The organism is Pseudoalteromonas sp. S2755 (assembly GCF_005886535.1).
Taxonomy (GTDB): Bacteria; Pseudomonadota; Gammaproteobacteria; order Enterobacterales; family Alteromonadaceae; genus Pseudoalteromonas.
Genome location: NZ_PNDS01000076.1, coordinates 1 through 23,606, shown reverse-complemented (window position 1 = coordinate 23,606; position 23,606 = coordinate 1). Strand labels below are relative to the sequence as shown.

Below are 23,606 nucleotides of genomic sequence, written 5' to 3'. Positions count from 1 at the left end.
CTACGGCAGAATTTGTGTACCTACGTGCTCACCATTGAGCAACGCAATTAAGTTTTCTGGCTTTTGCCAGCTAGAGATGTACACCCCTCGTCGTAAGTGTTGGGCAGCGTGAAGACTGGTCTTAACTTTGACCTCCATCCCGCCCACAATGACCTTTTGCGCGATTAACGTTGAAATCTGTTCTGCGTTAAGTTGATTTAATGGCTGTTTATCGCCATCAAGTACCGCCTCAACATCTGTCATAAAAATAAGTTCTGCACCAAGTTTACTGGCGATAGCAGCCGCGGCTTCATCCGCATTCACGTTGTATAAATGGCCGTCAGCGCCAATACCAACTGAACTGACAATAGGCAACCTGTCAAACTCCAACACCGCTTCAAGCATGCCGCCTTCACTTGCTTCACAGCTACCCACACGGCCAAGCGCTTTAAGTTTTTGAGTTGTGCTAAATCCTGCATCATATAAGCACAGTCCAACGGGCTTAAGCGTGGCGTTTATGGCGTCCGCCATCAGTTGCTTGTTAGCACAGCCTGCAAGTGCACCAACAATATACGGCATTTGCTCTTGCGGACTGATCCGCAGTCCTTGATGTTTTGCAGTAGCAAAACCGGCATCACTCAACCACTTATCAACTAGCGCCCCACCACCATGAACAATCACAAACTGCTTGTGTGGTGCATCCAGTTGAATTTGCTTGATAGCTGAAAACAACGCTTGCGCTGCCCCCACTTGATTCAACACCGCACCACCTAGCTTTATCACCCAAGTTTGTTTGCTCATGCTGATACTCCTAAACCTTGATAATGCTCAAGTCCCGCTGCCAAGTTCATACACTGTAATGCTTGGCCTGCAGCCCCTTTAAGCAAATTATCAATCGCGACAACCACGATCAGTTGATTGCCCTTTTGCTGCCAACCAATATCAACAAAAGGCTGATTTTCAACAGCTTTGATTGATGGAAGTTGACTCCCCTTTAGTCTGATCAGCGGTTCATCGGCAAGTACTTGGTAAGCGGCATCAACTTGATTTGGTGTGACATTTTCTTTCAGAGTGATGTAGATCGTTTCTAAAATACCACGCTTAAAATTCCCTAAATGCGGTGTAAACAACACTGGGTGTTCAAGGTATTTTTCTATTTCTGGACTATGTCTGTGTGTAAACAAGCCGTATGGTGTGAGTGATACTTCGCAAAAGTGTGTGGCGACATTCGCTTTTCTACCCGCGCCAGTCACACCAGAAACAGCATTGATGATAACTGGTTGCTCTGTTATCAAATCAGCTTGTTGTAATGGCTTGAGTGCATTGAGTGCCGCAGTCGGATAGCAGCCCGCGACCGCCACTAACTTTGCCGTTTTAATAGCATCGCCGTACCATTCAGCTAGCCCGTATTGCGCTTGCGCTAACCAGTCTTGATGTGGGTGAGAAAAACCGTAGTAATTTTCGTAGTCTTCATTGCTAGATAAACGGTAACCTCCAGATAGGTCAAAAACCCGTTTGCCCATCTGTAAAAATACCGGTGCAAGCTCCACACTAACCTTGTGATCCGTGCATAAGCACACGTAATCCGATGATTGCTCTATCAACGAAAAAGCTTGCTCATTTAAGGGTTGCAGCTCAATATCGAGCAAGCCCGAATATTCTGGATATAAATCACTGATGAATTTGTGTTTGTCTAAGCTTTGCTCAGATACAAAGCAATGCGCAAGAGTGAAAGCAGGATGCTTGGCAACCAGCTTAGCAAGCTCAGCGCCACTGTAGCCGCTCGCTCCGATTATAGATACTTTCAACATAGTGTTCTCAAGATTAAAAAAGTTTGATTAGGATTGGTTCTGCTAATTGTTGAAGTCAAATCGTCGCATTGCTGCCCCAAAATATATTTATGCTAAAAAAGTGAATTGATATTCACTCTAAACATCTTTATATTTTTATGCAAGAACTTTGAATAAGTATTTTAGGAATTTTTATGAAATTGCCCGCTTTTATGGAAATGTATCAGCAACTGATCGCCGCGCCATCTATCAGTGCATTAGAAGAAAGTCTCAACATGAGTAATCAGAATGTGATCCAGCTACTCGCACAGTGGTGCGAAACGTTAGGGTTTACCGTCGAAGTAACAGAGCTTGAACATGTAAAAGGAAAATATAATCTAATTGCAAGACGAGGTAGCGGCAATGGAGGATTAATGTTGGCCGGCCACACGGATACAGTTCCCTTCGACGATAGCCGCTGGCAATTTGATCCTTTTAAGTTAAGCGAGCAAGATAATAAATTATATGGTCTTGGAAGCATTGATATGAAAGGTTTTTTTGCTTTCATATTGAATGCAATCTCAGAGCTTGATGAATTACAGCAAAGTGCTCCTATCATGATTTTAGCCACCGCCGATGAAGAAACTACTATGGCTGGCGCTCAGGAAATTGCTAAACATCCAAGCTTGAAACCGGCGCGCTGTATTATTGGTGAACCCACTGATATGGTGCCGGTATTTACCCACAAAGGGCATATGACGACCGCCATCCGTATCGTTGGTCGTTCAGGCCATAGCTCAGATCCAGAGCGCGGCTTAAATGCCATTGAAATCATGCACCAGGTGATTGCAAATTTATTAAAGTTAAGAGAAGAATTAAAGAATAAATATTCAACTCCACATTTTGCTATTCCTTACCCAACTTTAAACCTCGGACACATTCATGGCGGCGACAATGCCAACCGTATTTGTGGCTGTTGTGAACTACATATTGATATGCGTCCTTTGCCTGGTCTGAGTATCAAGGAACTACAAGCCATGCTTACGGCAGCGGTGGCTCCCATCAATACACATTATCCAAATAGTGTCTCGGTTATAGATATGCACGAGCCCATTCCGGCTTTTACCGGCTCAACGGATTCTGCTTTAGTGAAAATGGCTGAGCGCCTGTCAGGACAACAAGCAATTGCGGTAAACTATTGTACCGAAGCTCCTTTTCTACAGCAGCTAGGCTGCGAAACTATCGTTATGGGACCAGGTTCCATTAATCAAGCACACCAACCCAACGAGTTTTTAGCAATGGAAAAAATCCAGCCAAGTCAGGATATAATTAAGCAGCTAATAAGAGAAAGTTGCTTTACTTAATTATAACTAAAAAGGGCGCTCACTCGAGCGCCCTTTTTTCAGCTTTGCTTTAAAGGCTAGATTGGTGAGCCTGGCGGCATTTCAAGCGCCTTAAAGCTTTCAGGCCACTCTCCTGAATCTAAGTAGTGATTGATTTGCTGTGCGAGCATATGTTTAAACGCTTGCTCAAAAGCAACATCGCTAAATACCGACGACTGATTAAAGTCTTTCGCAACTTTTGCTAAATAAAACTTTAACTGCGCTTGCACTTCAGGTTCGACTGTATCGTTGTTACTCAGTTTTACAAGCTTAGTTACACTTAGGTATTGGACTCGTTGCTGTAGCTTTTGAGCCATACCTTTGCTGCCTGATTGAGCAAATACCTGCTGATATAAAGCATCTAAAAGTGCTTGAGTACCAAAATATTGAGTATCGCGTGCATGCTGCTGTGCAAGACGATTTAATCGCTGTGGATTAAGCAGCAAGTCAAGGCTATGGAGTGCGGCAACTTCTGGTAATGCCATCGCATCGAGAGTTAGCCCTGTTCTCCCTTTAATACTTTCGCGAGTTTTGTACTCACCGTAAGCCTTAGGAGGTATTAACGCCAAAATAGAGTCAGGAATAGTCAACGCCGCAGGTGAGAGCGTACTCAAAAGCGCATTGGCTGCATTTTGCTGTACCTCTTTAGCCACGACTTTCGCGCCTTTTATCACCTCGTCACCACGGACTTCATAGTCATAGTCCACGCCACCAATCAGTTTTACTGCGGCTTCAACTTGGTAACGGTGGAAAAGATACAGTGGGACCAGCTTCTCCTCTAGCTGCGACAGAGCAACTCCTTTTTGAATACTGTGAATACCAAAGCTATTCAACGCCTGCTTGCGGACATCCAGAACACGCAGTAATTCGGCTGCGGGATCTGCCCCATTATCCCAAAGGTGCGCCGTTGGATGCGCTCCGCCCTGTGCTCTGGCGTCTGAATCAGAGATAAACTCAAGCCCTTGCGCCTTATTTTCAGCGAGAATAGCTGCAAGCTCAGTGGCTTCATCAGCGTCACCGAAATCACTATAACCATATTTAATCACTTGCGTATCCCACGCGCCCATGCCTTTTGCGTAACCCTTGGTAATATCAAGTTGGCCATTTTCAAATCCTACTAGTGGATGTGGATAGTCCATGACTGACGCGCGATCCTTTACCGACGCTGAGAAGTTGTGTGCAATGCCCAACGTGTGGCCAATTTCATGTGCACTCAACTGACGAATACGGTCTAGCGCCATAGCATGAAGTCGCTCAGTCACTTCATTACCCTCAACAAATGGCGCAGAAAGTGCTTCGGCGATAAGAATATCTTGACGGACACGCAGCGAGCCTAGCGTCACGTGACCTTTTAAAATTTCACCGGTACGCGGGTCTATCACCGACGCGCCATATGACCACCCTCGAGTAGCGCGATGCACCCATTGGATCACGTTGTAGCGAATATCCATCGGATCGGCATTTTCAGGAAGTACTTTGACTTGAAACGCATTTTTGTAACCCGCAGCTTCAAATGCTTGATCCCACCATTTAGCACCATCAAGTAATGCAGTTTTGACCGGCTCAGGTACGCCAGGGTCAAGGTAGTAAATGATTGGCTCTACGGCCTCCGAGACTTGTGCAGTTGGGTCTTTTTTCTGTAAGCGGTGGCGAGGAATATAACGCACAAACATTGACTGTCCAAGCGGCGCTGAGTAGTCTTTATGCTCTATACTCCAATAACCCGATTGCGGATGAAACGCACGTGGCTGGTAGTTATCATTAGGCAGCTCAATTAAAGAATGGTGCTGATGTACCGTAAGCGCATAAGGATCTGCACTCACCTGACGTACATATTCACCGGGCTTTGTACCTTTGAATGTCAACACGGCTTCAAGTTCTGTATTTTTAACAAATGCCTTTGAACGCGGCATAAACACAGCGCTGCGGCTTGGGTCTAAGCTAAAACTACCTTGATTACGATTTGCCAACGTGCGAGACACGCCATGCACGTCGCTGAGTAGATAAGGCGTGTAGTCAATCAACACACTGTCTTTATCTTCTGCAACCACGTTGAACCCGTGTAGAATGCTTGAAGCAAAAGCCTCTTTAACGCTTTGCTTTTCGGCCATATTATTCGCACTGGCGCGATAATAAGTATTGATAGCACGCAGCATCACCTTATCACCAAAACGTTCAAACTGAACTAAGTGCGTACCGCCTAGCTGACCGCGGTCTAAACCGATATCATTCGAACCCACACCATAAGGTAAACTATGCTGTAACAAGAAAGGGACGTCTAGTTTGTCGATGTCTAAGTACAATTTGCCGCTCGAATCATCGCTATAGAAGGCGTAAAAACCGGGATGATGATTAAAACTGGCAGTAAATTCATCAATAGACTTAATTGCTGCGTGTGCTTGAGTTATCATACACAGTAGCAAAGCGGATACAGTTTGAGTGAAGCACGTTATTTTTCTCATGGCTGCTCTTTGTTATTTATGGTTTTGAGGCTTAACCCCAGTTGTATATGAAATCGTATACAATTTACAGTCTTTCAAGACGAATTACAGCGCTGTTTATGGCACCTCTCACACTATTTATTGCCATAAACACAAGGTGATCAGGATTTAAAAAATGCGTAGACTCCCTCCGGTGTTAATTGAAGATGGTTGTTCTCGTGAGTTGGTTTCTCTAATTCGAACCATTCTCGCGGCATGTAAAGAAATATCGTTCCGTGTTGGCCAAGGTGCACTTTCAGGTGTATTAGGTTCAACCTTAGATGAGAACATTCAAGGTGAAACGCAAAAAAAGCTCGATGTACTTTCAAATCAACTATTGAAAGATATTTTGCTTGAATCTGGCTATGTCAAAGCTATCGCTTCTGAAGAAGAAGATTACACCGTCGCCGGCAATCCAAAAGCGAACTATATTGTCGCTTTCGATCCGTTAGATGGTTCATCCAATACCGACATTAACTCACTAGTTGGTACTATTTTCTCTATTATGGAAGCCCCTGAAGGTTCAGATCCTAGCGATCCTGCGATCTTTATGCAGCCGGGTCATAAACAAGTAGCAGCGGGTTATGTGTTATATGGCCCATCAACCATGTTAGCGCTATCAACAGGCAAGGGAACTCGCTTGTTTACGCTGGACAAAACACACGGTAGCTTCCTACTCACGCAAGACTTTGCAGCCATTCCAGAAGACACCAAAGAGTTTGCCATCAACGCTTCAAACCAGCGCCACTGGACCCCTGCAATGCAAAACTACATTGCCGATCTACTTGAAGGTGAAACCGGACCGCGCGGTAAAAACTTCAATATGCGCTGGATTGCGGCAATGGTTGGCGATGTTCACCGCGTATTATGCCGTGGCGGACTATTCACTTACCCAGAAGATCGTAAAGATCCAAACAAGCCATTTAAACTTCGCCTACTTTACGAAGCCAATCCAATGGCGATGCTTGTCGAGCAAGCTGGCGGTATCGCCCACACAGGTCGTGAACGCATTTTGGATATTCAACCTGAAGAAATACACCAACGCGTTGGTGTTATCTTAGGCTCAAAGCATGAAGTTGAAGCGTGCCTTGCTTATCATAAGTGATCTATTTTGAAGCGAGGAAATAGCTCGTTTCACACATGAAAAAGGTGCCATTGGCACCTTTTTCACATTAAATAGTGGTATAACTCGTCTCAACGGGCACATCGGGATCAGCGCCCCATTCACTCCACGAGCCGTCATATACCGTCAACTGTTTATAACCTAGCTCGTCAGCCACCAGCGCTAAAATACAAGCTGTAACACCTGAGCCACAAGAGAATATCAGAGGCTTAGTTTTATCTTTTGATAAGTCGCTATACAGCACTTCAAGCTCGGTGAGAGGTTTAAAGCAGCCATCGGCATTTAGCAAACTCGTATATGGTAGGTTTTTACTTTTAGGCACATGGCCGCTGCGCATATCTGCACGAGGTTCTAGCTCTTCACCAGTAAAGCGTTTTGCACCTCTAGCATCGAATAGATAACTCAGTTCGGCGTCAATATTACTAAGCACAGCCGCTTTATCAACAAATGCTGTTTCATCATATGCAGCGACAAAGTTTCCTGCTTGTTGGACTTGCGCGTATGTTTGACTCAAAGGATATTGTTTTTCACACCAAGCAGGTAATCCGCCATCCAGTACATAGACTTGTTTATGACCCATCGTTTTGAGCATATACCAAGCTCTGGCAGCGCTAAACATGCCCTTATCATCGTAAGCGATTAACACATCATGTTGGTTGATACCAAGCTGTCGCATTTCTGCTTGAAATTGAGCTGGACTGCAGCACATATTGGGGGATGTAGCATGGGGATTAGCTAGCGCGCCACTAATATCAAAACGCAGCGCGCCTTGAATAATTGCAGGGGCGTTATAAGGGCCCGACTGACCCGGTTTCACGATGCCAGCATCCAGTACTTTCACTTTGCTGAGGTTTGCAAAGAGCCATTCCCTATCTACCACGTGCTTCATGCTATTATTTTCCTTCGGGTCTGCGTACGACCTCTATTATTTCCGTTGTTGAAATTGATGGGGTGCGCTCTAAATAAACCACATCACAGATATCTTTATATATATCGAACTTGTCTTTCCAATCATCACCCATCACCAGAACATCAGCATCAAAGTCTTTGATATATTGCGCTTTTAGCTCCAGAGACTCCTCCACAAACACCTCATCCACAAATCGCAATGAGCTAATGATTTTTAGGCGATCTGCTATTGAGTATATTGGATTTCTACCCTTTTTCGCAAAGTTAAGTTCATCTGATGAAATCCCCACAATGAGATAATCACCCATTGCCTTCGCTCGCTCTAAAATATTGACATGACCAACGTGGAATACATCAAAGGTTCCAAATGTGATAACTTTTTTCAACTTGGCTCTCTTCATTCGTTAATAAGTTTATGTGTAAACACTATATGAAGTATCAACAGCGCCTTCTAATCTTATGAACTATAAGTACCGAAGGTAGAATGTGATTGTAGCATTCATTGATTTTCTTACAACAATATGACGATTTTGGACGTTTACTTGATTGGCTTTTAAAGAAGTGTGAAAACGTTATAACCAAGTCACTTCTGCGAAGCAACTTGGTTATACGGTGTTGTTAGTACTGTCTGACTTCTAGGTTTACTTCAAAACCATCAAAGTCATAAGCGTCATTATCTGTCGCTAAATCAGTCCAGCCACCACCATTGGAAGCCCATGGAGTGAACGTCGAGTTCCCAACTTCTCGTCCACCCCTATCAGATACTCGCAAGCCGATACGAAAATCGCTTAAAGAGCGGCTACTGTTCCAGGCTCTGGTTTCGATGCGAATGCGAAAAGCATCAGGATCGAATCGGTCTGTATCAAATGCCATACCAGACCAACCACCACCTTCACTCGCCCAAGGAGTGTATTGCCAGTATCCAAAATCACCTCGACCGCCTCGGTCTGCAGCTTGGATAGCTAATCGGAAATCACGGTTTGTTGGGATCTGGTTAAGTACAGATAAGTGTAAACGTAATGCATCGGGGTCATATGCATCTCGATCAACGGCCCAATCAGACTGAACATTAGAACCTGCAGAAAGATACTTAGTATACTCTACAGCACCAGGGTCTCTGCCACGATCATCTAGAGCTTGTAGTCCTATACGGAAATCGTAATTCGAACCCGTACCAGCTAAATTAACTGTTGAATCAATTTGCTCTGCCGCAAAAGTAGATATGCTAACGCCCAGTGAGCACATAAGCATGATAGATTTAAACTTCATGTAAAACTCCTTTTATATAAATGTGTAGTACCAATTTGATACCTAGGAATTTTACAACTTAAAAAATGATAATTTAATGTAAATAAGGTTAAAAATTGTAGGCGTTAATTATAATTCGATTATCTCACTTCGCATCGGTGCTAAGCGGGCCAGAACTTGATTTTGTATAGAGTGCGCAATCCCAACCTCATTCATTGCGTTGATCAAGAGATCAACCACCCGATTAAAGTCGGACTCACTAATAGCCATGCCAGTGTGGATCTGCACCATGCTATCGCCTTCATAATCACAAGGGCCATCTAAGCTATCGCACAGATGAGTGATAAACCCTTCACGAAAGTGCCTAACATTGGACTCTCTAAAATAAGGTAAAATAACGTCATCATTGCCAATCTGTTTAATAAACGCGTCTACTATCTTTTCTGCGCCGGCGTTGCCCCCTATTTGTTCATACAGGGAGGTCTGCGAAGTTGAAGCACTACACGCCACGAGGAAAAGCAAGATTGCCGTTAGTGATAGCCATTTCATTTAAAAGTACCCCGTAACAGATAGATACCAACCCGTTTGAGAAGGTTGCCCTGCGATTTTTCCAAGGTCTAACCATGCCGCCGTCACACTCACTGACTTATTCGGGATCCAAGCGACAAAAACATCTTTCCAATCTGATTCACCAAGTCCAAGGTTGTTGGATTTTTGGCGGTATTCTGCACCGATAGCCCAATGCCTAGATAAAAACACTGCGCTGCTGGCTTCTAGTTGCCAAGGCGCACTGTCGTTAGCTCCACCATAACCTAGTATGCCAAGTTGATTAGCCCGAGAATGTCTCATCGTAATATTCCAGAACCAGTTATAGCCGCCTACAGCACCCAAATGCAGTTTGCTTGCAGCTAAGTAATAATCCGTTCCTGAATCATCTTCTGCGCCGAGCAAATTGGCAACCGTTGCATCATCCAAGGACTTATGCTGAATACCAAAGCTCAATTGTGGATATTTACTGTAAACGATATCGCCATATAGCCGCACCTTGGCACCGACAATATCTTGCTCAATATCAAGATTAAGCACATCTACATCGAAGTTTTGTCGAGCGAAACTTAACTCAACACGATCGAATAAATTGGCTTGAACACCACACACATCGAGCTGGTAGTCTTTCAGGCTAGCTCGGCTACAAAACCCGCTGGCCGACCATTCATCTTCCGAAGCATATCCAGCAAGCTGCGCCCACGGCACAATGCCTCCACCTGCACTACCTTCAACCTGTGATACCCCAGGAGTCGCTAGTAACTTTCCTGTTGCGGCAAAAGTTGGCCCACATACGAATAAGTACACGGCAAAAACATTAGCCCACTTCATTATATCTCCCCAGCCACTGATCAAAATCAGGGGCTTTGAGTGGCTTACTTAGATAGTAACCTTGTGCATAATCACACTGCATTGACTCAAGTAGCTCAAGCGATGCTTTGTCTTCAACCCCTTCCGCAACCACGCTAAAACCAAGTTGGTGACCAAGCGTGATGGTAGAGCGCACAATAAACTGGTCTTTTTCCGATTGTGCGAGCTTTAAAATAAATACCTTGTCGAGTTTCAACTCATCAATAGGTAACATTTTTAATCGACCAAGGGAGGTTTGACCCACACCATAATCGTCAAGCGAGACTTGCACGCCAAGCTGTTTGAGCGCTTGGAGAACCGCAATGCCTTTTTCCTCATTCTCAATCATATCTCGCTCGGTAAGCTCTATGGTGATCAACTCAGGTTTGACGTTATAGGTGTCTAGTAGCGTCTTAAGATGGGACAAGAAATTTTTATCAGCAATGTCTTGTGCCGACACATTAATAGCTGCCTTGATGCGCTCACCTTGACGTACCCAGTTAGCAACTTGAGACACTACGGTTTTTACTACCCACTGAGTTAATTCAACAATCAAACCTGACTGCTCGGCAAGATCGATAAATAGTTCGGGCGACACCCATTCACCATTTTTACGTTGCCAACGAATAAGAGACTCAACCTTGTCAATACGATTGGTTTTCATATTTAACTTTGGTTGGTAGGTCATAAAAAGCTGGCCATCATCGTTGGCGATGGCGTGTTTTAGTTCATCAATAATTTGCAGGCGCTCTAGATGGGCTTCATCTTCACCTGATTGATAGTAGTAAACATCATGGCCATCGTGCGCCGCAGTATCAACTGCGATCAAAGCCCGGCGAACAACATCCTCGGGAGTGTGCGCTTGTTTGGGGTAATGCACTACGCCAATACTAAAGTGGAGCGAAATGCCTAACCCCTGCACAGTATAAGGTTTACTCAAGCCTTGATTTAGCATTTCAGCACATTCAACAATACCGAGCACAGCACTTTGCGGATCGGCGCACGCACTTGCTGGATGTGCAACTAAAAACTCATCGCCGCCAAGCCTAACATTCAATCCGCCTTCAGCTGTATTAATCTCCGCTATCCGGTTCGCCACGGCTTTAATACAATCATCTCCTACCCGAGGGCCGAGTTTGTCGTTGATATGGCGCAACCCTTTAATGTCTATGGCAATAAAATAATATTCAGCACCGCCACTGAGCATGTAATGCAACTTATCCAAAGCCGCATTACGATTAAAAAACCCTGTTAAATGGTCATGACTAGCTTGAAAGCGGATCTGCTCCTCACGCTCTTGAATATCTTCGCCCATATCATTAAAAGCATCAACAAGTTGGCAAATTTCTTGGGTCGGTCGAGCCTCTTCCAGTTTGGCGGAGTAATCCCCTTTAGCAAAACGTTTTGCCAACTCCGTAAGCTTACTAAGCGGTGCGGTAAGATTTTTGGCTACAATACCACTGGTGATAAAACCAATAAGGATAGTGCCGAGAGAGAGTAAAATAATGGTCAACACCATTTTATCGAATTCTTGATACTGAGTAGTTAAATCCGCGCTAAGCACCAAACTCACCGGGTTACTATCAAGTGAAGGTAAGCTCACCTCTGCACTTTTATAAACCGGATACTGGCTAAGCCAACGCGTCGTTTTTTGCGCCGCTAGGAAAGTAAATAAATCGCTACCAAGCGCAAGAGCAGGCAACGAGCTTGCTTTTAGGTTATCAGCGGCACCAACAAAGCTTGTTTCCATTCCAGTAAGGTCTTTAAGCTCCGCAGCGACAGCTGCACCCACTTCAAAGCCAATTATTGAGTATGCTATCGTTCTAGGTGCTCGCACAGGCAAAATAATCACTTGATACAACTGCTCACTAAGCACCACAAAAGCTGAGTGCTCGATATGACTTTGCAAAGCTTGCATCCAAGTTCTGGTGTCGCTCGGAAAGTCGAGCCCTTCCCTGTTAGCGGAGATCAGGTCGCCTTTCACATCCAGCAGCAGCATTAAGTCGGCATCAATACGGCGGGAGTGATTAAGCAATACACTACTGATGGTTTGTGCGTCTCTCGTCGCGACAGCCTGTTTAAAGCCAAAGTCAGCGGTCAGAACAGTCGCTGCGGTAACCAATAGCTGCTCTCGCGACTTTAAATATTGTTGATAAACATTTTGCGCCACTTGAATTTTTCTTTGTACTTGCGCTTCATTGAATTTACTTGTAGACCACCAAAAACTTGCCAAGCTCATTCCGGCAGTTACTAAAATAAGCAAAATACAAAGACTGATTATTTTATTTTTAAAGCTGTTATTCATTCATGCTGTCCAAAGCGCTCGCCAAAGGTATTACGCGGCGCTGGATAAGTTGTTTTTATTGTTACGGACATTGGCGCCGTTGTGTTCACTATTTGCACGGTTTGCCGACTGTCTATGTCATTATCTTGATAAGGATGCCACACCGTTACTTGTTTTGTAGAGTTCGGCAAAGTCACCAGTCCATTCGCATCAGATACCAATACTTGCCTATCATCTGCAATATAAATATAGCCCACCATAGAGTCGTGAATGTTACAACCTAACACCACTACACCAGCGTTTTCAAACTTGAGCGGTTGATTTGGCGTGCCAGCGTAAAGCTTTAACTCAAAAGGTTTTACCGCAGAAAATGAATAAACGTGATGACGGATATCATCGCTATTGGGAAAATTAACCAATTGTCCTTTTTGAATAGTGAGGATGAAAGGAACAAATTGTTTATTGATTTGATCCATAACCGCAACAGCTTTTGCTGCTGACTCGACAGGCTCGTCCGTCAATTCAACAACGGCATGCTGCAAGGGCTTGCCGTTGCCATCTAGCACTGTTAATTGCCCAGCATTTGCGCGATTTGAATCTAAAAGAAATAAAAAACAAAAACTTAGTAGGAGCAGAACAGACGTTCGCATATCTGACTCTATTTTTTGCAACAATTAGGTTAAGTAAAAGAGACCTTGCAATGAAAAGCAAGTGAATTGAGAAAATTGCCCTAATAAACTTGTTTATCAGGGCAACTAAAAAGAAATTAATCTATTAAACCGTACTGCTTATCAAGAATATCAATAACTTCTTGGCGAGGATCAGCAGGGATCGTTAGCTCACGACCAACGATTTTACTTGCGATCCCAACGTAAGTTTCGCTTACTGACATCATCACAGCTTCTGGCAATAGATAGTCGCTAGCAAGCGCTTCTCGCTCAGGCATGCGATCTTTATTCAACAGCACATCGCTGTCTGGTACGTTGTTTATCAATAGCTGGCGGAAACCTTCTTTTGAGTTTTCAACGATCTTACCATCGCGATAAGCTGGGCCATCCCAAATACGTGACGAGTCAGGCGTACCCACTTCGTCAATGTAAATTAGGCGCTCTTGGCCGTCTTTATCTTCAACGTAACCAAACTCAAATTTAGTATCAACAAAGATCTGATCAAGCTTCTCAAGCTCTTTACTAATAAGGGTAAAACCCTCGGTTAGCAATTGCTCGTACTTATCCACATCTGCCGCAGATTTAAAGTTGAACGCCGCAAGATTATCTTCGATGTTTTTACGAGAAATGTTTACGTCATCCACTTCTGGTACGTCTGCTAAACCTTTGATGATCCCTTTGGTTGATGGTGTGATTAGAACATCATCTAGCTTTTGATTGGCCTCTAAACCTTCTGGTAATTGCAAGCCACAAAACTCCCTTACGCCCTTTGCGTAATCGCGCCACATGCTGCCAGTAATATATTGACGTGCAATCGCTTCAACTCTTACCGTACTGGCTTTACGCACAATCCAAACATAAGGATGTGGAATATCAACAATGTGATTACCTGCAAGGCCAGCTTTATCAAAAAGTGAAAACCAATGTGAAGCAACGCTGTTAAGCGCAATGCCCTTACCCGGTACACCGTTAAGACCATTTTCACCTTGCCAAATACAATCAAACGCTGAAATACGGTCTGAAATGACCATAATTGCCAGCTCTGTACCAACCGGGACTTGATAGCCTTTTTCTTCAATTAAACGTGCACTGTCGGCGTCGGTTAACCAATAAACTGAACGTACTTTACCACTGTGAACCGCACCTTTAGTGCGAATTGGAAGATCGTCATTAACGTCTAAAACTTTGTAGCTACTCATTGTTACTCCAATGACAGGATGCGCCTTGCTAAAGGGCACAAAATAATGAGGGGGTTAGGGTCGCTATAATAGTCGAGCTGAACAAAAATCACAATTTAACTTACACGCTTGTTGTTGAGCTTAACTTGGTTTTGCTTTAGTCATTCTTGTTATACCATCACAATATTATTTACCAGCGTTGAGGCGTTATGCTTACGATATCTCAATTACAGTTTACATGGCCTAAGTCGAGCCCCCCAGTGCTAACCATACCTAAGCTACATATCGCCCGAGGTGAACACGTGTTTTTACATGGTCCAAGCGGCAGCGGTAAATCGACTTTGCTTGGATTGATTGCCGGTACCTTGGATTGCCAGCAGGGAGTAATTGAAATTGCAGGTACCAACGCGAGCGCACTGAGCCATGGCCAACGAGATAAGTTTAGAGCCGATCATATAGGTACGATTTTTCAGAACTTTAATTTGTTGCCCTATTTGTCGCCTATTGAAAACGTTACCCTTGGCTGCGAATTTTCCAAAAAGCGCAGGCAAAACATCTCCTCGCAGAATAAATCGCTTGAGCAGGAAGCTAAACTTCTGCTTTCTGATCTTGGTATAGACGAACACACTCAGCAGCGTAGTGTCGGGGAGTTAAGTATTGGCCAACAGCAGCGCGTAGCCGCCGCTCGCGCATTTATTGGCAGGCCCGAAATCATTATTGCCGATGAGCCAACCTCAGCCCTCGATGCCGACAGCCGTGATGGATTTATTAAATTACTCTTTAGCCAAGCCGCGGTTTACAGTGCATCTATTCTCTTTGTCAGTCACGATAAAAGCTTAGCGCCGCTATTTGATAGGCAAGTAAGCTTGCCTGATTTACAACGAGGAGCACCGCTATGCTAATCAAACTTGCGTGGAAAAGTACGCTAAACCGAAAAGCCAGCGTCGCCCTAACTCTAGTGACCATTGCAATTAGTGTCATGTTACTGCTGTCAGTTGAGCGTATACGCCAAGACGCAAAATCCAGCTTTGCAAACACTATTTCTGGCACTGACCTAATTGTCGGCGCACGTACTGGTGATATTCAGCTTTTGCTTTCAAGCGTATTTCGAATTGGTCATGCCAATAATACCGTACAATGGCAAAGTTACGAGTATATCAAGGCGCAGCGCGGTGTTGCTTGGAGCATTCCTATCAGTTTAGGGGATAGCCACAAAGGCTTTGCTGTGCTGGGTACAGATGCAAGTTACTTCAGCCATTATCAATACGCTAAAAAACAACACCTCACCTTTGCCGCTGGCCGACCATTTCACAATGGCCAAGAAGTGGTGCTAGGGGCTATGGTCGCAAAAAAGCTGGGTTATCAGCTGGGACAAAAAATCGTCATTTCCCATGGCGTGGGCAATACCAGTTTCCATCATCACGATGACAATCCATTGGTTATATCTGGCATTTTGGCAGCCACAGGAACGCCTGTAGATAAAACGCTACATGTGCCATTAAGTGCCATCGAGAGCATGCATAGCACAGGCCACAGCAAGCCATCTCGAATGATTGCACAAAAACAAGATGCAACGCACCATGAGCATGAGCATGAGCATGAGCATGAGCATGAGCATGAGCATGAGCATGAGCATGAGCATGACAGCAAAAACAATAGCGCTCTACTTCACAACCTCGACTCCAAACCCGGTGATTTAATTGGCTCAACAAAGCAAATCACTGCATTTTTACTTGGTTTTGATTCACCGCTCTATACCCTCCAAGTGCGCAGAAATATTAATCAGTATAAAGGCGAGCCTTTGCTGGCAATTATGCCAGGGGTGACATTAAGAGAATTATGGGAAATGCTAGATATTGTTGAAAAAATCTTGCTTCTCATTACCCTTGCAGTGGTGTTGATAAGCTTGCTTGGCATGTTAACCTCATTGCTCGCCACGTTGAACCAAAGGCGCCGAGAACTTGCTATTCTGCGCTCCGTTGGTGCGCGGCCTTGGCATATCTTTACGCTCCTCATCAGCGAAGCAATTTTTATCACCGTGTTAGGATGTATTTTCGGTGTTGCGCTTTTTTATGCCTTGCTCATTGCTGCCCAATCCGGCCTACAAAGTCAATTTGGCGTAGTCCTAAGTATCTCGGCGCTCTCAACCTATGAACTCATGCTACTAAGCGTTATCATAGGTGCAGGTACTTTGATAGGCGCAATTCCTGCCGCCCGTGCTTATTTTTACTCGCTTGCCGATGGCATGCAAATTAAAACCTAAGAGGATCAAGATGCAGTTAACCGCACGAACTCACGTTTTTTACTTCATTGCATTCATCACTGCGATGATATTCAGTGGTATCGCAAGCGCGGCACCTCCTAAGGAGATATTTTGGGAAGATCTAATTCCAAAAGGGCATGTCCAGATTAGCAATCAAGATGCGGCAAGCCATGATGGCGCCGAACAAAATTGGGTGCAGCCTGACTTAGATGCCCCTGTCGTCAAAGAACTAGACGGTCAACTAGTGAGTTTACCCGGCTTTGTCGTGCCACTTGAAGGTGACAGCGAAGTCATCACCGAATTTTTGTTGGTTCCCTACTTTGGCGCTTGTATTCACGTGCCGCCGCCGCCACCAAACCAAATCGTTCATGTCAAAATCAAAGGCGGTGTTCCGATTGAAAGCCTATATGATGCAATCACAGTCAGTGGCACGATTAAGGTTTCTACTTGGAAGGGCGACATCGCGCAAACAGGTTATATGATGGAAGCCAAAGGCGTCGCGCCATTTGAGCTCTAAAAGCCATATAAATCAATAAAAAAGAGTGCCAATACTTAATCGAGCTTGATTGGCACTCTTACCACTGCAAAACATACAATTTTATTTCTGCTATTTGCCCTACTCAGTGGTAGGAACACTGGCATACACCAGTTCGATGAGATTATTCATGGTTCGCGACTTTTGCATATACGCCTTTTCCATATACGCCAGCTCCTGGAGCTCAAATAAGGTACTCTCTACAAGAGAAAACCACTTAGCAGTCGTCTCAGCTATCTCAACCTCTCCGCGACTCGATTTTTTAAGTGCTTCATAGAGAATATTTAAGTCGTTATATTGACGTAGATAATCCATATCACCCTCAGTCAGTTGTTACCCTTGTTTTCATTTCACACTACAGTAACAAAAGCCTCGCTAAAAAATCTTGTCGAACCTATTTTTCTATTAAAATGATGAAAATAAAGTAAAAAGTATACGTAGGTTCTTGAGCGATATATCCATAATTGACTGATTAAATTTCCTCTTGCAGAAACATTTTTATTGATTACAATTACAAGTTAACAAAGATTACACATAAAAATAACTTCGATAGAGTGAACATACTCTCCCATACAAGAAAGGATTAAATTGGTGGGCAATCCCAATTTTAAATATAACGGTGACGACCTTAGAAGAATGCGTCTTGCGGCCCAAAAAACCACGCAGCAAATGGCCGATCTTGTTGGTATTAGCCGCCAAACCTACGAAAACTATGAAAATGGTGTAAGCCGTATACCTTGGGATCACTTTCAAGTTTGGTGTAACTACTGTGATATTGACCTTTCTCCCATTATTAAACAGTTTCAAGCGCTACGGAGCTTAATTAGTGATACCCAATTAAGACGCAAAAGCCCAACCCCTCCTGATGCAAAGAAAGTGGAAGAGTAAGTAGTCATGTTTTCAGTTGATTTGAGCTGCAAAAGGATAAAAATAATGAAATTTTTAATGCAAAAAAGACTTCAGAAGGTAATAAAAATCAAAAAGTTACCAATATACAGTGTAAAGTCCATTAAAGGTGGCAGCCTAGGAGTGGTTAAACATGACCCTCGAACTTTCTCTATAGCTTCCCATGGTGGAACTGTAATAGATCCAAGATCAATCACTTAACCTCTTTGGTGTTACAAGTGATTCTCAATAGGCGATTTTCAGAGTACAGTATTAACAACTTTAACCACTGCAAAGCCTATGGAAGGATGTATATTATGTCACCTACAAAAACGAAAAAAAATGTTTTTAGAAATTTAAATACCTTTGAATCGAAACGTGTAGTTGGGGGGAGTCATGGCGGAACAGTTGATGACCCTAAATTAAAATCGGACGGAAGTAATGGTGGATAAAACGATAAACGATCGGAAATACATATGAAAACTACATGGTACTTTTTTATAATTGCGCTTGCTTTCACAGGGTGTTTTTCAATGGCACATTACTATACAGACTTTGCGTATCACATTCATACGCTAGTTTTTATTTTATGTATTTCCCTTTTATCCAGAGATATGATTAACGTGCAGCATTTAGTATGTCTTTTACTAATAGCAACTCTGATAGAAGCTGGCTCTTTTTATTTAATTCAAAATGTGTTTTCTTTAGGCAAAAAGCCATACCAAATAAATTTCATGATATTTGTCATGCATTTCACCGTAGATCTACTCTCCTTCATTTTGATAAAACGTAGAGTTCGCTTATCGATGAATTATGTTAAAAAGTTTCAACCAAGTAAGCGTGAATATATCTACATGACACATGCCGATATCATACTTGTTGGGATCTTCTTTTTGTTTATGCTTGTAGACTTAGCAGCTTTCGCTGAGAACATCATTCGTAATCTAGAACACTTTGGAGTAGATGAAAGCTTTGCAAAACAATTTTGGAAGTGGGGTATCGTTTATTATAGCTACCCATATGTAAAATCCGTTCTATTGGCTGCTGTTATTACCACACTTCTAGCTACTATCTACGTTGAACGTTTTCGTCCTGCGCCAATTAAAGAAAGTGAAGAAGACTCAACGCTTAAAAAATCCGAGCCACAGCATAGGTCATAGTGACCTATGCTGCTTTTACCCTAAATCAATTGAAGGAATAAACGATGGATTTAAAACTGAAAAAAAGCAATTGAAGTCATTAGCAGGTAGTAAGCTAATTTTGGATAACAACAAGACCCGTGAGATTGGTGGTGGTTGTTCCTACTATTGTAGTCGCGATTTAAACTGTGACACCGATGGCCCAACGATGGTTTGCCCATCAAAGGCGTTAGCATGTGTTCCTGAGCCAAATACATTACATTGTGATTGCCCAACCAATATATGCTAGTCACTAACCTGTCGCGACGCTATGTCGCGACAACAACCGTGTTATTCTCCGTTCAACTTATACCAATCGTATTAAGCATAGACCTCTGCTTGATACCGCTGAAAACGCATAAAGGCCTGACGAGCGCCGGAGATCAATGCATCTTCTTGCGTACTAGTTAACTCAACCGTATCGATAAATTGAATTAAGTGACGCCACGCACTGCCGCGCCCGGCACCTGGGCCTGCTAAGTAACGCGCACCATACTCACCTGTGACAGGCAAGCGCGCCTGCACTTGACGCCCAAGCATTGCGGCCCCAACCTTAGAGCCTTCAACGACATAAAGCGCTCCCAAAGCCGTCGCAAACTCAGTTAAAGTTGTGATAGACGGCGACAAAGACGGCACAGGTAATGTATGCCGCAAGTCAGCAAAGTCCTGCTCCAACAACCCAAGCCGTCGGCGCGATTTGAGATCGTCAATATGCATAGAGAGTTCACGGTGATCATATAATGCAGCGACATCGTTAAGAAACAGGTACTGAAGAGTCAAAAACTGGAGATAACGCTCAATGCTGGCAAACGGGTCTTTTGCCATAATGCTGTTATCAATACTGTCATGAAGATCAGCAGTACTTGCTTTTAATTTCAATGCACGGCTAGTAAGTGCGCTGGCTGCGGTCATGGGACTTCCTGTAATTATAAAGCGAGGGGAAAATGAGTGGACTGTGTTGGCTTTATGAAAAGCCGCTCCAGCGATCGACACTGGAGCGAAGAAATATATCTAACTATTAGTTAGTTGAAGGCAACTCCATAATACCGTCAATCTCAACTTGTGCGCCTTTTGGTAGTTCTTTTACACCAATTGCAGCACGAGCTGGGTATGGCTTTCTAAAATACTGAGCCATAATCTCGTTTACCGTTGCAAAGTTACTCAGATCAGTTAAGAAGATATTAACCTTAACCATATCTTGTAACTCGCCACCAGCCTCTTCACATACCGCGATAAGGTTTTTGAACACTTGGTGCGTTTGTTCTGCAAAATCTTCAGAAATAAACTCCATCGTCTCTGGTACCAATGGAATTTGGCCAGATAAATAGACCGCAGTACCAACTTTTACCGCTTGGTTGTAAGTGCCAATTGCTGCTGGCGCTTTATCTGTTGAAATAATTGCTTTGTTCATTAATGTTCCTTTATTTTTTACGATACACGCGTTGAACGTCTGGCATTACTCGAATTCGGCGCATAATATCAGCGACATGAATTCGGTTTTTCACGGTAACACCTAAATCAATCACGTATAAATTACTTTCTTTTTCGTCCGTTGCGATTTCGACAATATTAGCCTGAGTTGTCGCAACCACATTAGTTAATTTAGCCAGCGCACCTTGGTGATTAATAATTTCCACACGCAGCGCTGCTATGTATTCTTTCTCTGGGTTGTCTTCCCACTTCACGACGAAGTACTTCGAACGCTCGTTGCGCCAACCCTTAATATTTTTACACTCTTGGCGGTGAACCATTAGGCCTTTGCCTTGGCTCATATATGCTGTGATAGCGTCACCCGGCACAGGACGACAACATTTAGCATAGGTTACCAACATGCCCTCTGTTCCGATTATCGCGGCTTTAGCACGTTTAGCAATATCTTCTACCGCATTATCATCTTGCAGTAAACGCTTCGCTATCAATACGCTCATGATATTGCCACAGCCAATCTCAACCAGCAGCTCCAACAAGGTATTGAGGTTATGTTCTTCAAGTACGTTGTCGATTTGCTCTTGAGCAATATCATCTAGCTTATACTCACCCAGTGCCGAGTCGAGTAAACGACGGCCTAGTTGGATCGCTTCTTCTTCTTGTTGGCTCTTGAGGTAATTGCGGATCCCAAGGCGTGCTTTACCCGTTACCACAAAGTTCAGCCAAGTCGCGTTAGGGTGTGCACCTGAGCTGGTAATAACCTCGATAGTTTGGCCGGTATCCAACGCTTTACTCAAAGGATAAGGCTTACGGTTTACACGAGCACCCACGCAGGTATTACCCACATCGGTATGCACGGCATAGGCAAAATCTACCGCCGTTGCGCCCATAGGTAACTCGACAATACGGCCATCTGGCGTAAAGACGTAAATTTCTTCTGGGAATAATTCGGTTTTAACGTTTTCCACAAATTCAAAAGACGAGCCTGCACTTTGCTGTAGCTCAAGTAAGCTTTGCATCCACTGACGCGCACGCTGCTGCGCGGTATGGCCGGCATTATCACCTGACTTTTTATACATCCAGTGCGCTGCTACCCCTTTATCCGCCATATGATCCATATCGTGAGTACGAATCTGGATTTCTACCGGAATACCGTGCGGACCTACCAGCGACGTATGAAGCGACTGGTAACCGTTGGTTTTCGGTACGGCAATATAGTCTTTAAAACGAGTTTCAATTGGCTTATATAAATTATGTGCAACGCCTAGCACACGGTAGCAAGTATCTAGGTTGTCGACATTGATCCTAAAGGCGTAAATGTCCATCACCTCGTTAAACATTAACTCTTTATTCAGCATCTTGCGGTAAATACTGTATAAGTGCTTTTCACGGCCTTTTACTGAGCCTTGAATACCCGCTTCTTCCAGTCTAGATTCAATCTCAGACTGAATATTGCTGATCACTTCTTTACGATTACCACGTGCTTTTGCGACTTCTGAACGTAACGCACGATAGCGCATCGGATATAACGCCTGAAACCCGAGGTCTTCTAACTCATTTTTAATATCATGAATACCAAGGCGGTTTGCAATTGGCGCATAAATCTCTAGTGTTTCGCGGGCAATTCTACGGCGCTTGTCAGGACGCAAAGCACCTAGCGTTCGCATATTGTGCGTTCTGTCTGCAAGTTTAATAAGGATGACACGAATATCCTGCGTCATCGCCATGATCATCTTGCGATAGTTTTCGGCTTGGAACTCTTTTTTATCTTTGAAGCTCAGTTTATCGAGCTTTGACACCCCTTCCACCAACTCAGCGACCGTATCACCAAAGATCTCCGCTAAGTCATCTTGGCTAAAGTCAGTGTCTTCAATAACATCGTGCATAAGCGCAGCCATGAGTGTTTCATGATCAAGCCTCATGCTCGCAAGGATCTGGGTTACTTCTACTGGGTGAGTGATATAGGGCTCACCGCTAGAGCGCGTCTGTCCCTCGTGTGCCTCACGGGCCACGACATAGGCTTTTTGCACCAAATCGACGTCTTCTGGTGACAAATATTCTGAGATTTTCTTTTTGAGGCCTTCAAACAGATACATTCACACTCCAATGTTTCAGAGAAGCTATACTCGGCGAGTATAAAACGGGTTACAAGCTAGTTACTTAAGAATATACGATGAAACACCAGCAATGCCAATGAACAATTTATGCTACTTGTTAGGAAGTTAAAGGCGTTACGCGTTGTGTAATGTGCTGGCGATTTATACCAATTTGCTTAATTTCAATTGCTATAAAACAATAATGCCAGCAAAAAAGCTGGCATTATTGAATCTAGACAGTGGTTGGATTAGCGATTGCCACCAACGATTGCAGCTACTGCAGCAAGCTCTGCAGCTTCTTGGTGTTGCTGCTCTTCACGGTCGATAATATCAAGCGAGTCAGTGGTGACAAAACCTTGCTCAATTTCACGTAGCGCGATTACGGTTGGCTTGTCGTTTTCAGCATCAACCATAGGATCCTTACCGCCTACAGAAATTTGGCGAGCGCGACGCGCTGCTACTAAAATCAAGTCAAAGCGGTTACCAATTTTATCTACTGCATCTTCTACAGTTACGCGAGCCATCGAAGCACTCCAAATTCAGTTCATTATGCAAAAGGCTAGTTTACTGTATGTCTAGCCTTTCGCCAAGTATTGATGGTTAAAAAACCTGAGCTGTGGATAATTAATGCCTTGCTAGCAGCCAGTTTTAGCGCTAACTGCGTTGAATTCACTTCCAATAGCCAGCTATTGGTGCGTAAATTCGCCTTGCCTACAAGGATGTAGGTACTTGGGCGGTAGCAGGACGCGAGATCGGAGCTATCCCCAAAACTCTCTGGCTCGATAAGAAGATAGTTTAAGGTGATT

At 43.8% G+C, this 23,606-nt stretch carries 24 protein-coding genes and 1 pseudogene; 8 read left to right on the top strand and 17 right to left on the bottom strand.

Annotation, left to right across the window (positions count from 1 at the left end; translation table 11 throughout):
* Complete coding sequence (gene argB, locus CWC03_RS13560) at positions 1–780, bottom strand: acetylglutamate kinase (protein WP_138582349.1); 780 nt, start codon at positions 778–780, stop codon at positions 1–3.
* Complete coding sequence (argC, locus tag CWC03_RS13555; RefSeq protein WP_171040258.1) at positions 777–1,787, bottom strand: N-acetyl-gamma-glutamyl-phosphate reductase; 1,011 nt, start codon at positions 1,785–1,787, stop codon at positions 777–779. The genes argB and argC overlap by 4 nt, the downstream gene beginning before the upstream one ends.
* 176 nt (positions 1,788–1,963) lie before the next feature.
* Here argC and argE point away from each other — a divergent pair, with 176 nt between their 5' ends.
* Complete coding sequence (argE, locus tag CWC03_RS13550; protein WP_138582347.1) at positions 1,964–3,112, top strand: acetylornithine deacetylase; 1,149 nt, start codon at positions 1,964–1,966, stop codon at positions 3,110–3,112.
* A gap of 56 nt (positions 3,113–3,168) precedes the next feature.
* Here argE and CWC03_RS13545 read toward each other — a convergent pair whose 3' ends face one another.
* Positions 3,169–5,592 (bottom strand): zinc-dependent metalloprotease, encoded by a 2,424-nt coding sequence (locus tag CWC03_RS13545; RefSeq protein ID WP_138582346.1) that lies wholly within the window; start codon positions 5,590–5,592, stop codon positions 3,169–3,171.
* 154 nt (positions 5,593–5,746) lie between these two features.
* On the opposite strand from CWC03_RS13545, the gene CWC03_RS13540 reads away from it, so the two are divergent.
* Positions 5,747–6,715, top strand: coding sequence for a class 1 fructose-bisphosphatase (locus CWC03_RS13540; RefSeq protein ID WP_095728022.1), 969 nt, complete (start codon positions 5,747–5,749; stop codon positions 6,713–6,715).
* Between the two features lie 67 nt (positions 6,716–6,782).
* On the opposite strand, the gene CWC03_RS13535 is transcribed toward CWC03_RS13540, so the two are convergent.
* From CWC03_RS13535 to CWC03_RS13500, 8 genes are all read right to left on the bottom strand, one after another.
* Positions 6,783–7,622, bottom strand: coding sequence for a sulfurtransferase (locus CWC03_RS13535; protein ID WP_138582345.1), 840 nt, complete (start codon positions 7,620–7,622; stop codon positions 6,783–6,785).
* A gap of 4 nt (positions 7,623–7,626) precedes the next feature.
* Complete coding sequence (locus CWC03_RS13530; RefSeq protein ID WP_138582344.1) at positions 7,627–8,028, bottom strand: FAD synthase family protein; 402 nt, start codon at positions 8,026–8,028, stop codon at positions 7,627–7,629.
* A gap of 232 nt (positions 8,029–8,260) precedes the next feature.
* On the bottom strand, positions 8,261–8,911 hold the full coding sequence (locus CWC03_RS13525; RefSeq protein ID WP_010605852.1) for a hypothetical protein: 651 nt from the start codon (positions 8,909–8,911) through the stop codon (positions 8,261–8,263).
* A 108-nt stretch (positions 8,912–9,019) separates the two neighbouring features.
* Entirely contained in the window at positions 9,020–9,439 is a 420-nt protein-coding gene (locus tag CWC03_RS13520; RefSeq protein ID WP_138582343.1) for a group I truncated hemoglobin, read from the bottom strand.
* Complete coding sequence (locus tag CWC03_RS13515) at positions 9,440–10,267, bottom strand: DUF3034 family protein (RefSeq protein WP_138582342.1); 828 nt, start codon at positions 10,265–10,267, stop codon at positions 9,440–9,442.
* Entirely contained in the window at positions 10,254–12,590 is a 2,337-nt protein-coding gene (locus CWC03_RS13510) for a putative bifunctional diguanylate cyclase/phosphodiesterase (RefSeq protein ID WP_138582341.1), read from the bottom strand. Before CWC03_RS13510 ends, CWC03_RS13515 begins: the two co-directional genes overlap by 14 nt.
* Entirely contained in the window at positions 12,587–13,219 is a 633-nt protein-coding gene (locus tag CWC03_RS13505) for a methylamine utilization protein (RefSeq protein WP_138582340.1), read from the bottom strand. Before CWC03_RS13505 ends, CWC03_RS13510 begins: the two co-directional genes overlap by 4 nt.
* Positions 13,220–13,335: 116 nt before the next feature.
* The gene (locus tag CWC03_RS13500; protein WP_138582339.1) at positions 13,336–14,436 is read right to left on the bottom strand and encodes a phosphoribosylaminoimidazolesuccinocarboxamide synthase; all 1,101 of its coding nucleotides are present in this window, start codon (positions 14,434–14,436) and stop codon (positions 13,336–13,338) included.
* 188 nt (positions 14,437–14,624) lie between these two features.
* Here CWC03_RS13500 and CWC03_RS13495 point away from each other — a divergent pair, with 188 nt between their 5' ends.
* The 3 genes from CWC03_RS13495 (at position 14,625) to CWC03_RS13485 (ending at position 17,195) form a co-directional block, all read left to right on the top strand.
* Positions 14,625–15,317 carry an ABC transporter ATP-binding protein gene (locus tag CWC03_RS13495; RefSeq protein WP_138582338.1) on the top strand — a complete coding sequence of 231 codons (693 nt, stop codon included), beginning with the start codon at positions 14,625–14,627 and terminating at the stop codon, positions 15,315–15,317.
* On the top strand, positions 15,311–16,678 hold the full coding sequence (locus CWC03_RS13490) for an ABC transporter permease (RefSeq protein ID WP_138582337.1): 1,368 nt from the start codon (positions 15,311–15,313) through the stop codon (positions 16,676–16,678). The genes CWC03_RS13495 and CWC03_RS13490 overlap by 7 nt, the downstream gene beginning before the upstream one ends.
* 64 nt (positions 16,679–16,742) lie before the next feature.
* On the top strand, positions 16,743–17,195 hold the full coding sequence (locus CWC03_RS13485) for a DUF3299 domain-containing protein (protein ID WP_408004177.1): 453 nt from the start codon (positions 16,743–16,745) through the stop codon (positions 17,193–17,195).
* Between the two features lie 99 nt (positions 17,196–17,294).
* Here CWC03_RS13485 and CWC03_RS13480 read toward each other — a convergent pair whose 3' ends face one another.
* Positions 17,295–17,528: a hypothetical protein gene (locus CWC03_RS13480; protein WP_130165028.1), complete on the bottom strand. Its 234-nt coding sequence runs from the start codon at positions 17,526–17,528 to the stop codon at positions 17,295–17,297.
* 255 nt (positions 17,529–17,783) lie between these two features.
* On the opposite strand from CWC03_RS13480, the gene CWC03_RS13475 reads away from it, so the two are divergent.
* The 3 genes from CWC03_RS13475 (at position 17,784) to CWC03_RS13470 (ending at position 19,258) form a co-directional block, all read left to right on the top strand.
* Positions 17,784–18,101: a helix-turn-helix domain-containing protein gene (locus CWC03_RS13475; RefSeq protein WP_138582335.1), complete on the top strand. Its 318-nt coding sequence runs from the start codon at positions 17,784–17,786 to the stop codon at positions 18,099–18,101.
* 314 nt (positions 18,102–18,415) lie between these two features.
* Positions 18,416–18,550: a hypothetical protein gene (locus CWC03_RS23885; protein WP_283234895.1), complete on the top strand. Its 135-nt coding sequence runs from the start codon at positions 18,416–18,418 to the stop codon at positions 18,548–18,550.
* A 24-nt stretch (positions 18,551–18,574) separates the two neighbouring features.
* Complete coding sequence (locus CWC03_RS13470) at positions 18,575–19,258, top strand: hypothetical protein (RefSeq protein ID WP_138582334.1); 684 nt, start codon at positions 18,575–18,577, stop codon at positions 19,256–19,258.
* 339 nt (positions 19,259–19,597) lie between these two features.
* Here the strand turns inward: CWC03_RS13470 and CWC03_RS13460 are convergent, their stop codons facing one another.
* From CWC03_RS13460 to CWC03_RS23650, 5 genes and pseudogenes are all read right to left on the bottom strand, one after another.
* The gene (locus CWC03_RS13460) at positions 19,598–20,188 is read right to left on the bottom strand and encodes a biliverdin-producing heme oxygenase (RefSeq protein ID WP_138582333.1); all 591 of its coding nucleotides are present in this window, start codon (positions 20,186–20,188) and stop codon (positions 19,598–19,600) included.
* A 106-nt stretch (positions 20,189–20,294) separates the two neighbouring features.
* Positions 20,295–20,687 carry a deaminase RidA gene (gene ridA, locus CWC03_RS13455; RefSeq protein WP_010374286.1) on the bottom strand — a complete coding sequence of 131 codons (393 nt, stop codon included), beginning with the start codon at positions 20,685–20,687 and terminating at the stop codon, positions 20,295–20,297.
* 10 nt (positions 20,688–20,697) lie between these two features.
* Positions 20,698–22,800, bottom strand: coding sequence for a bifunctional GTP diphosphokinase/guanosine-3',5'-bis pyrophosphate 3'-pyrophosphohydrolase (gene spoT / locus CWC03_RS13450; protein ID WP_138582332.1), 2,103 nt, complete (start codon positions 22,798–22,800; stop codon positions 20,698–20,700).
* Positions 22,801–23,048: 248 nt separating this feature from the next.
* Complete coding sequence (gene rpoZ / locus CWC03_RS13445) at positions 23,049–23,324, bottom strand: DNA-directed RNA polymerase subunit omega (RefSeq protein WP_010374289.1); 276 nt, start codon at positions 23,322–23,324, stop codon at positions 23,049–23,051.
* A 35-nt stretch (positions 23,325–23,359) separates the two neighbouring features.
* A pseudogene (locus CWC03_RS23650) lies at positions 23,360–23,606 on the bottom strand (hypothetical protein); the annotation flags it as partial.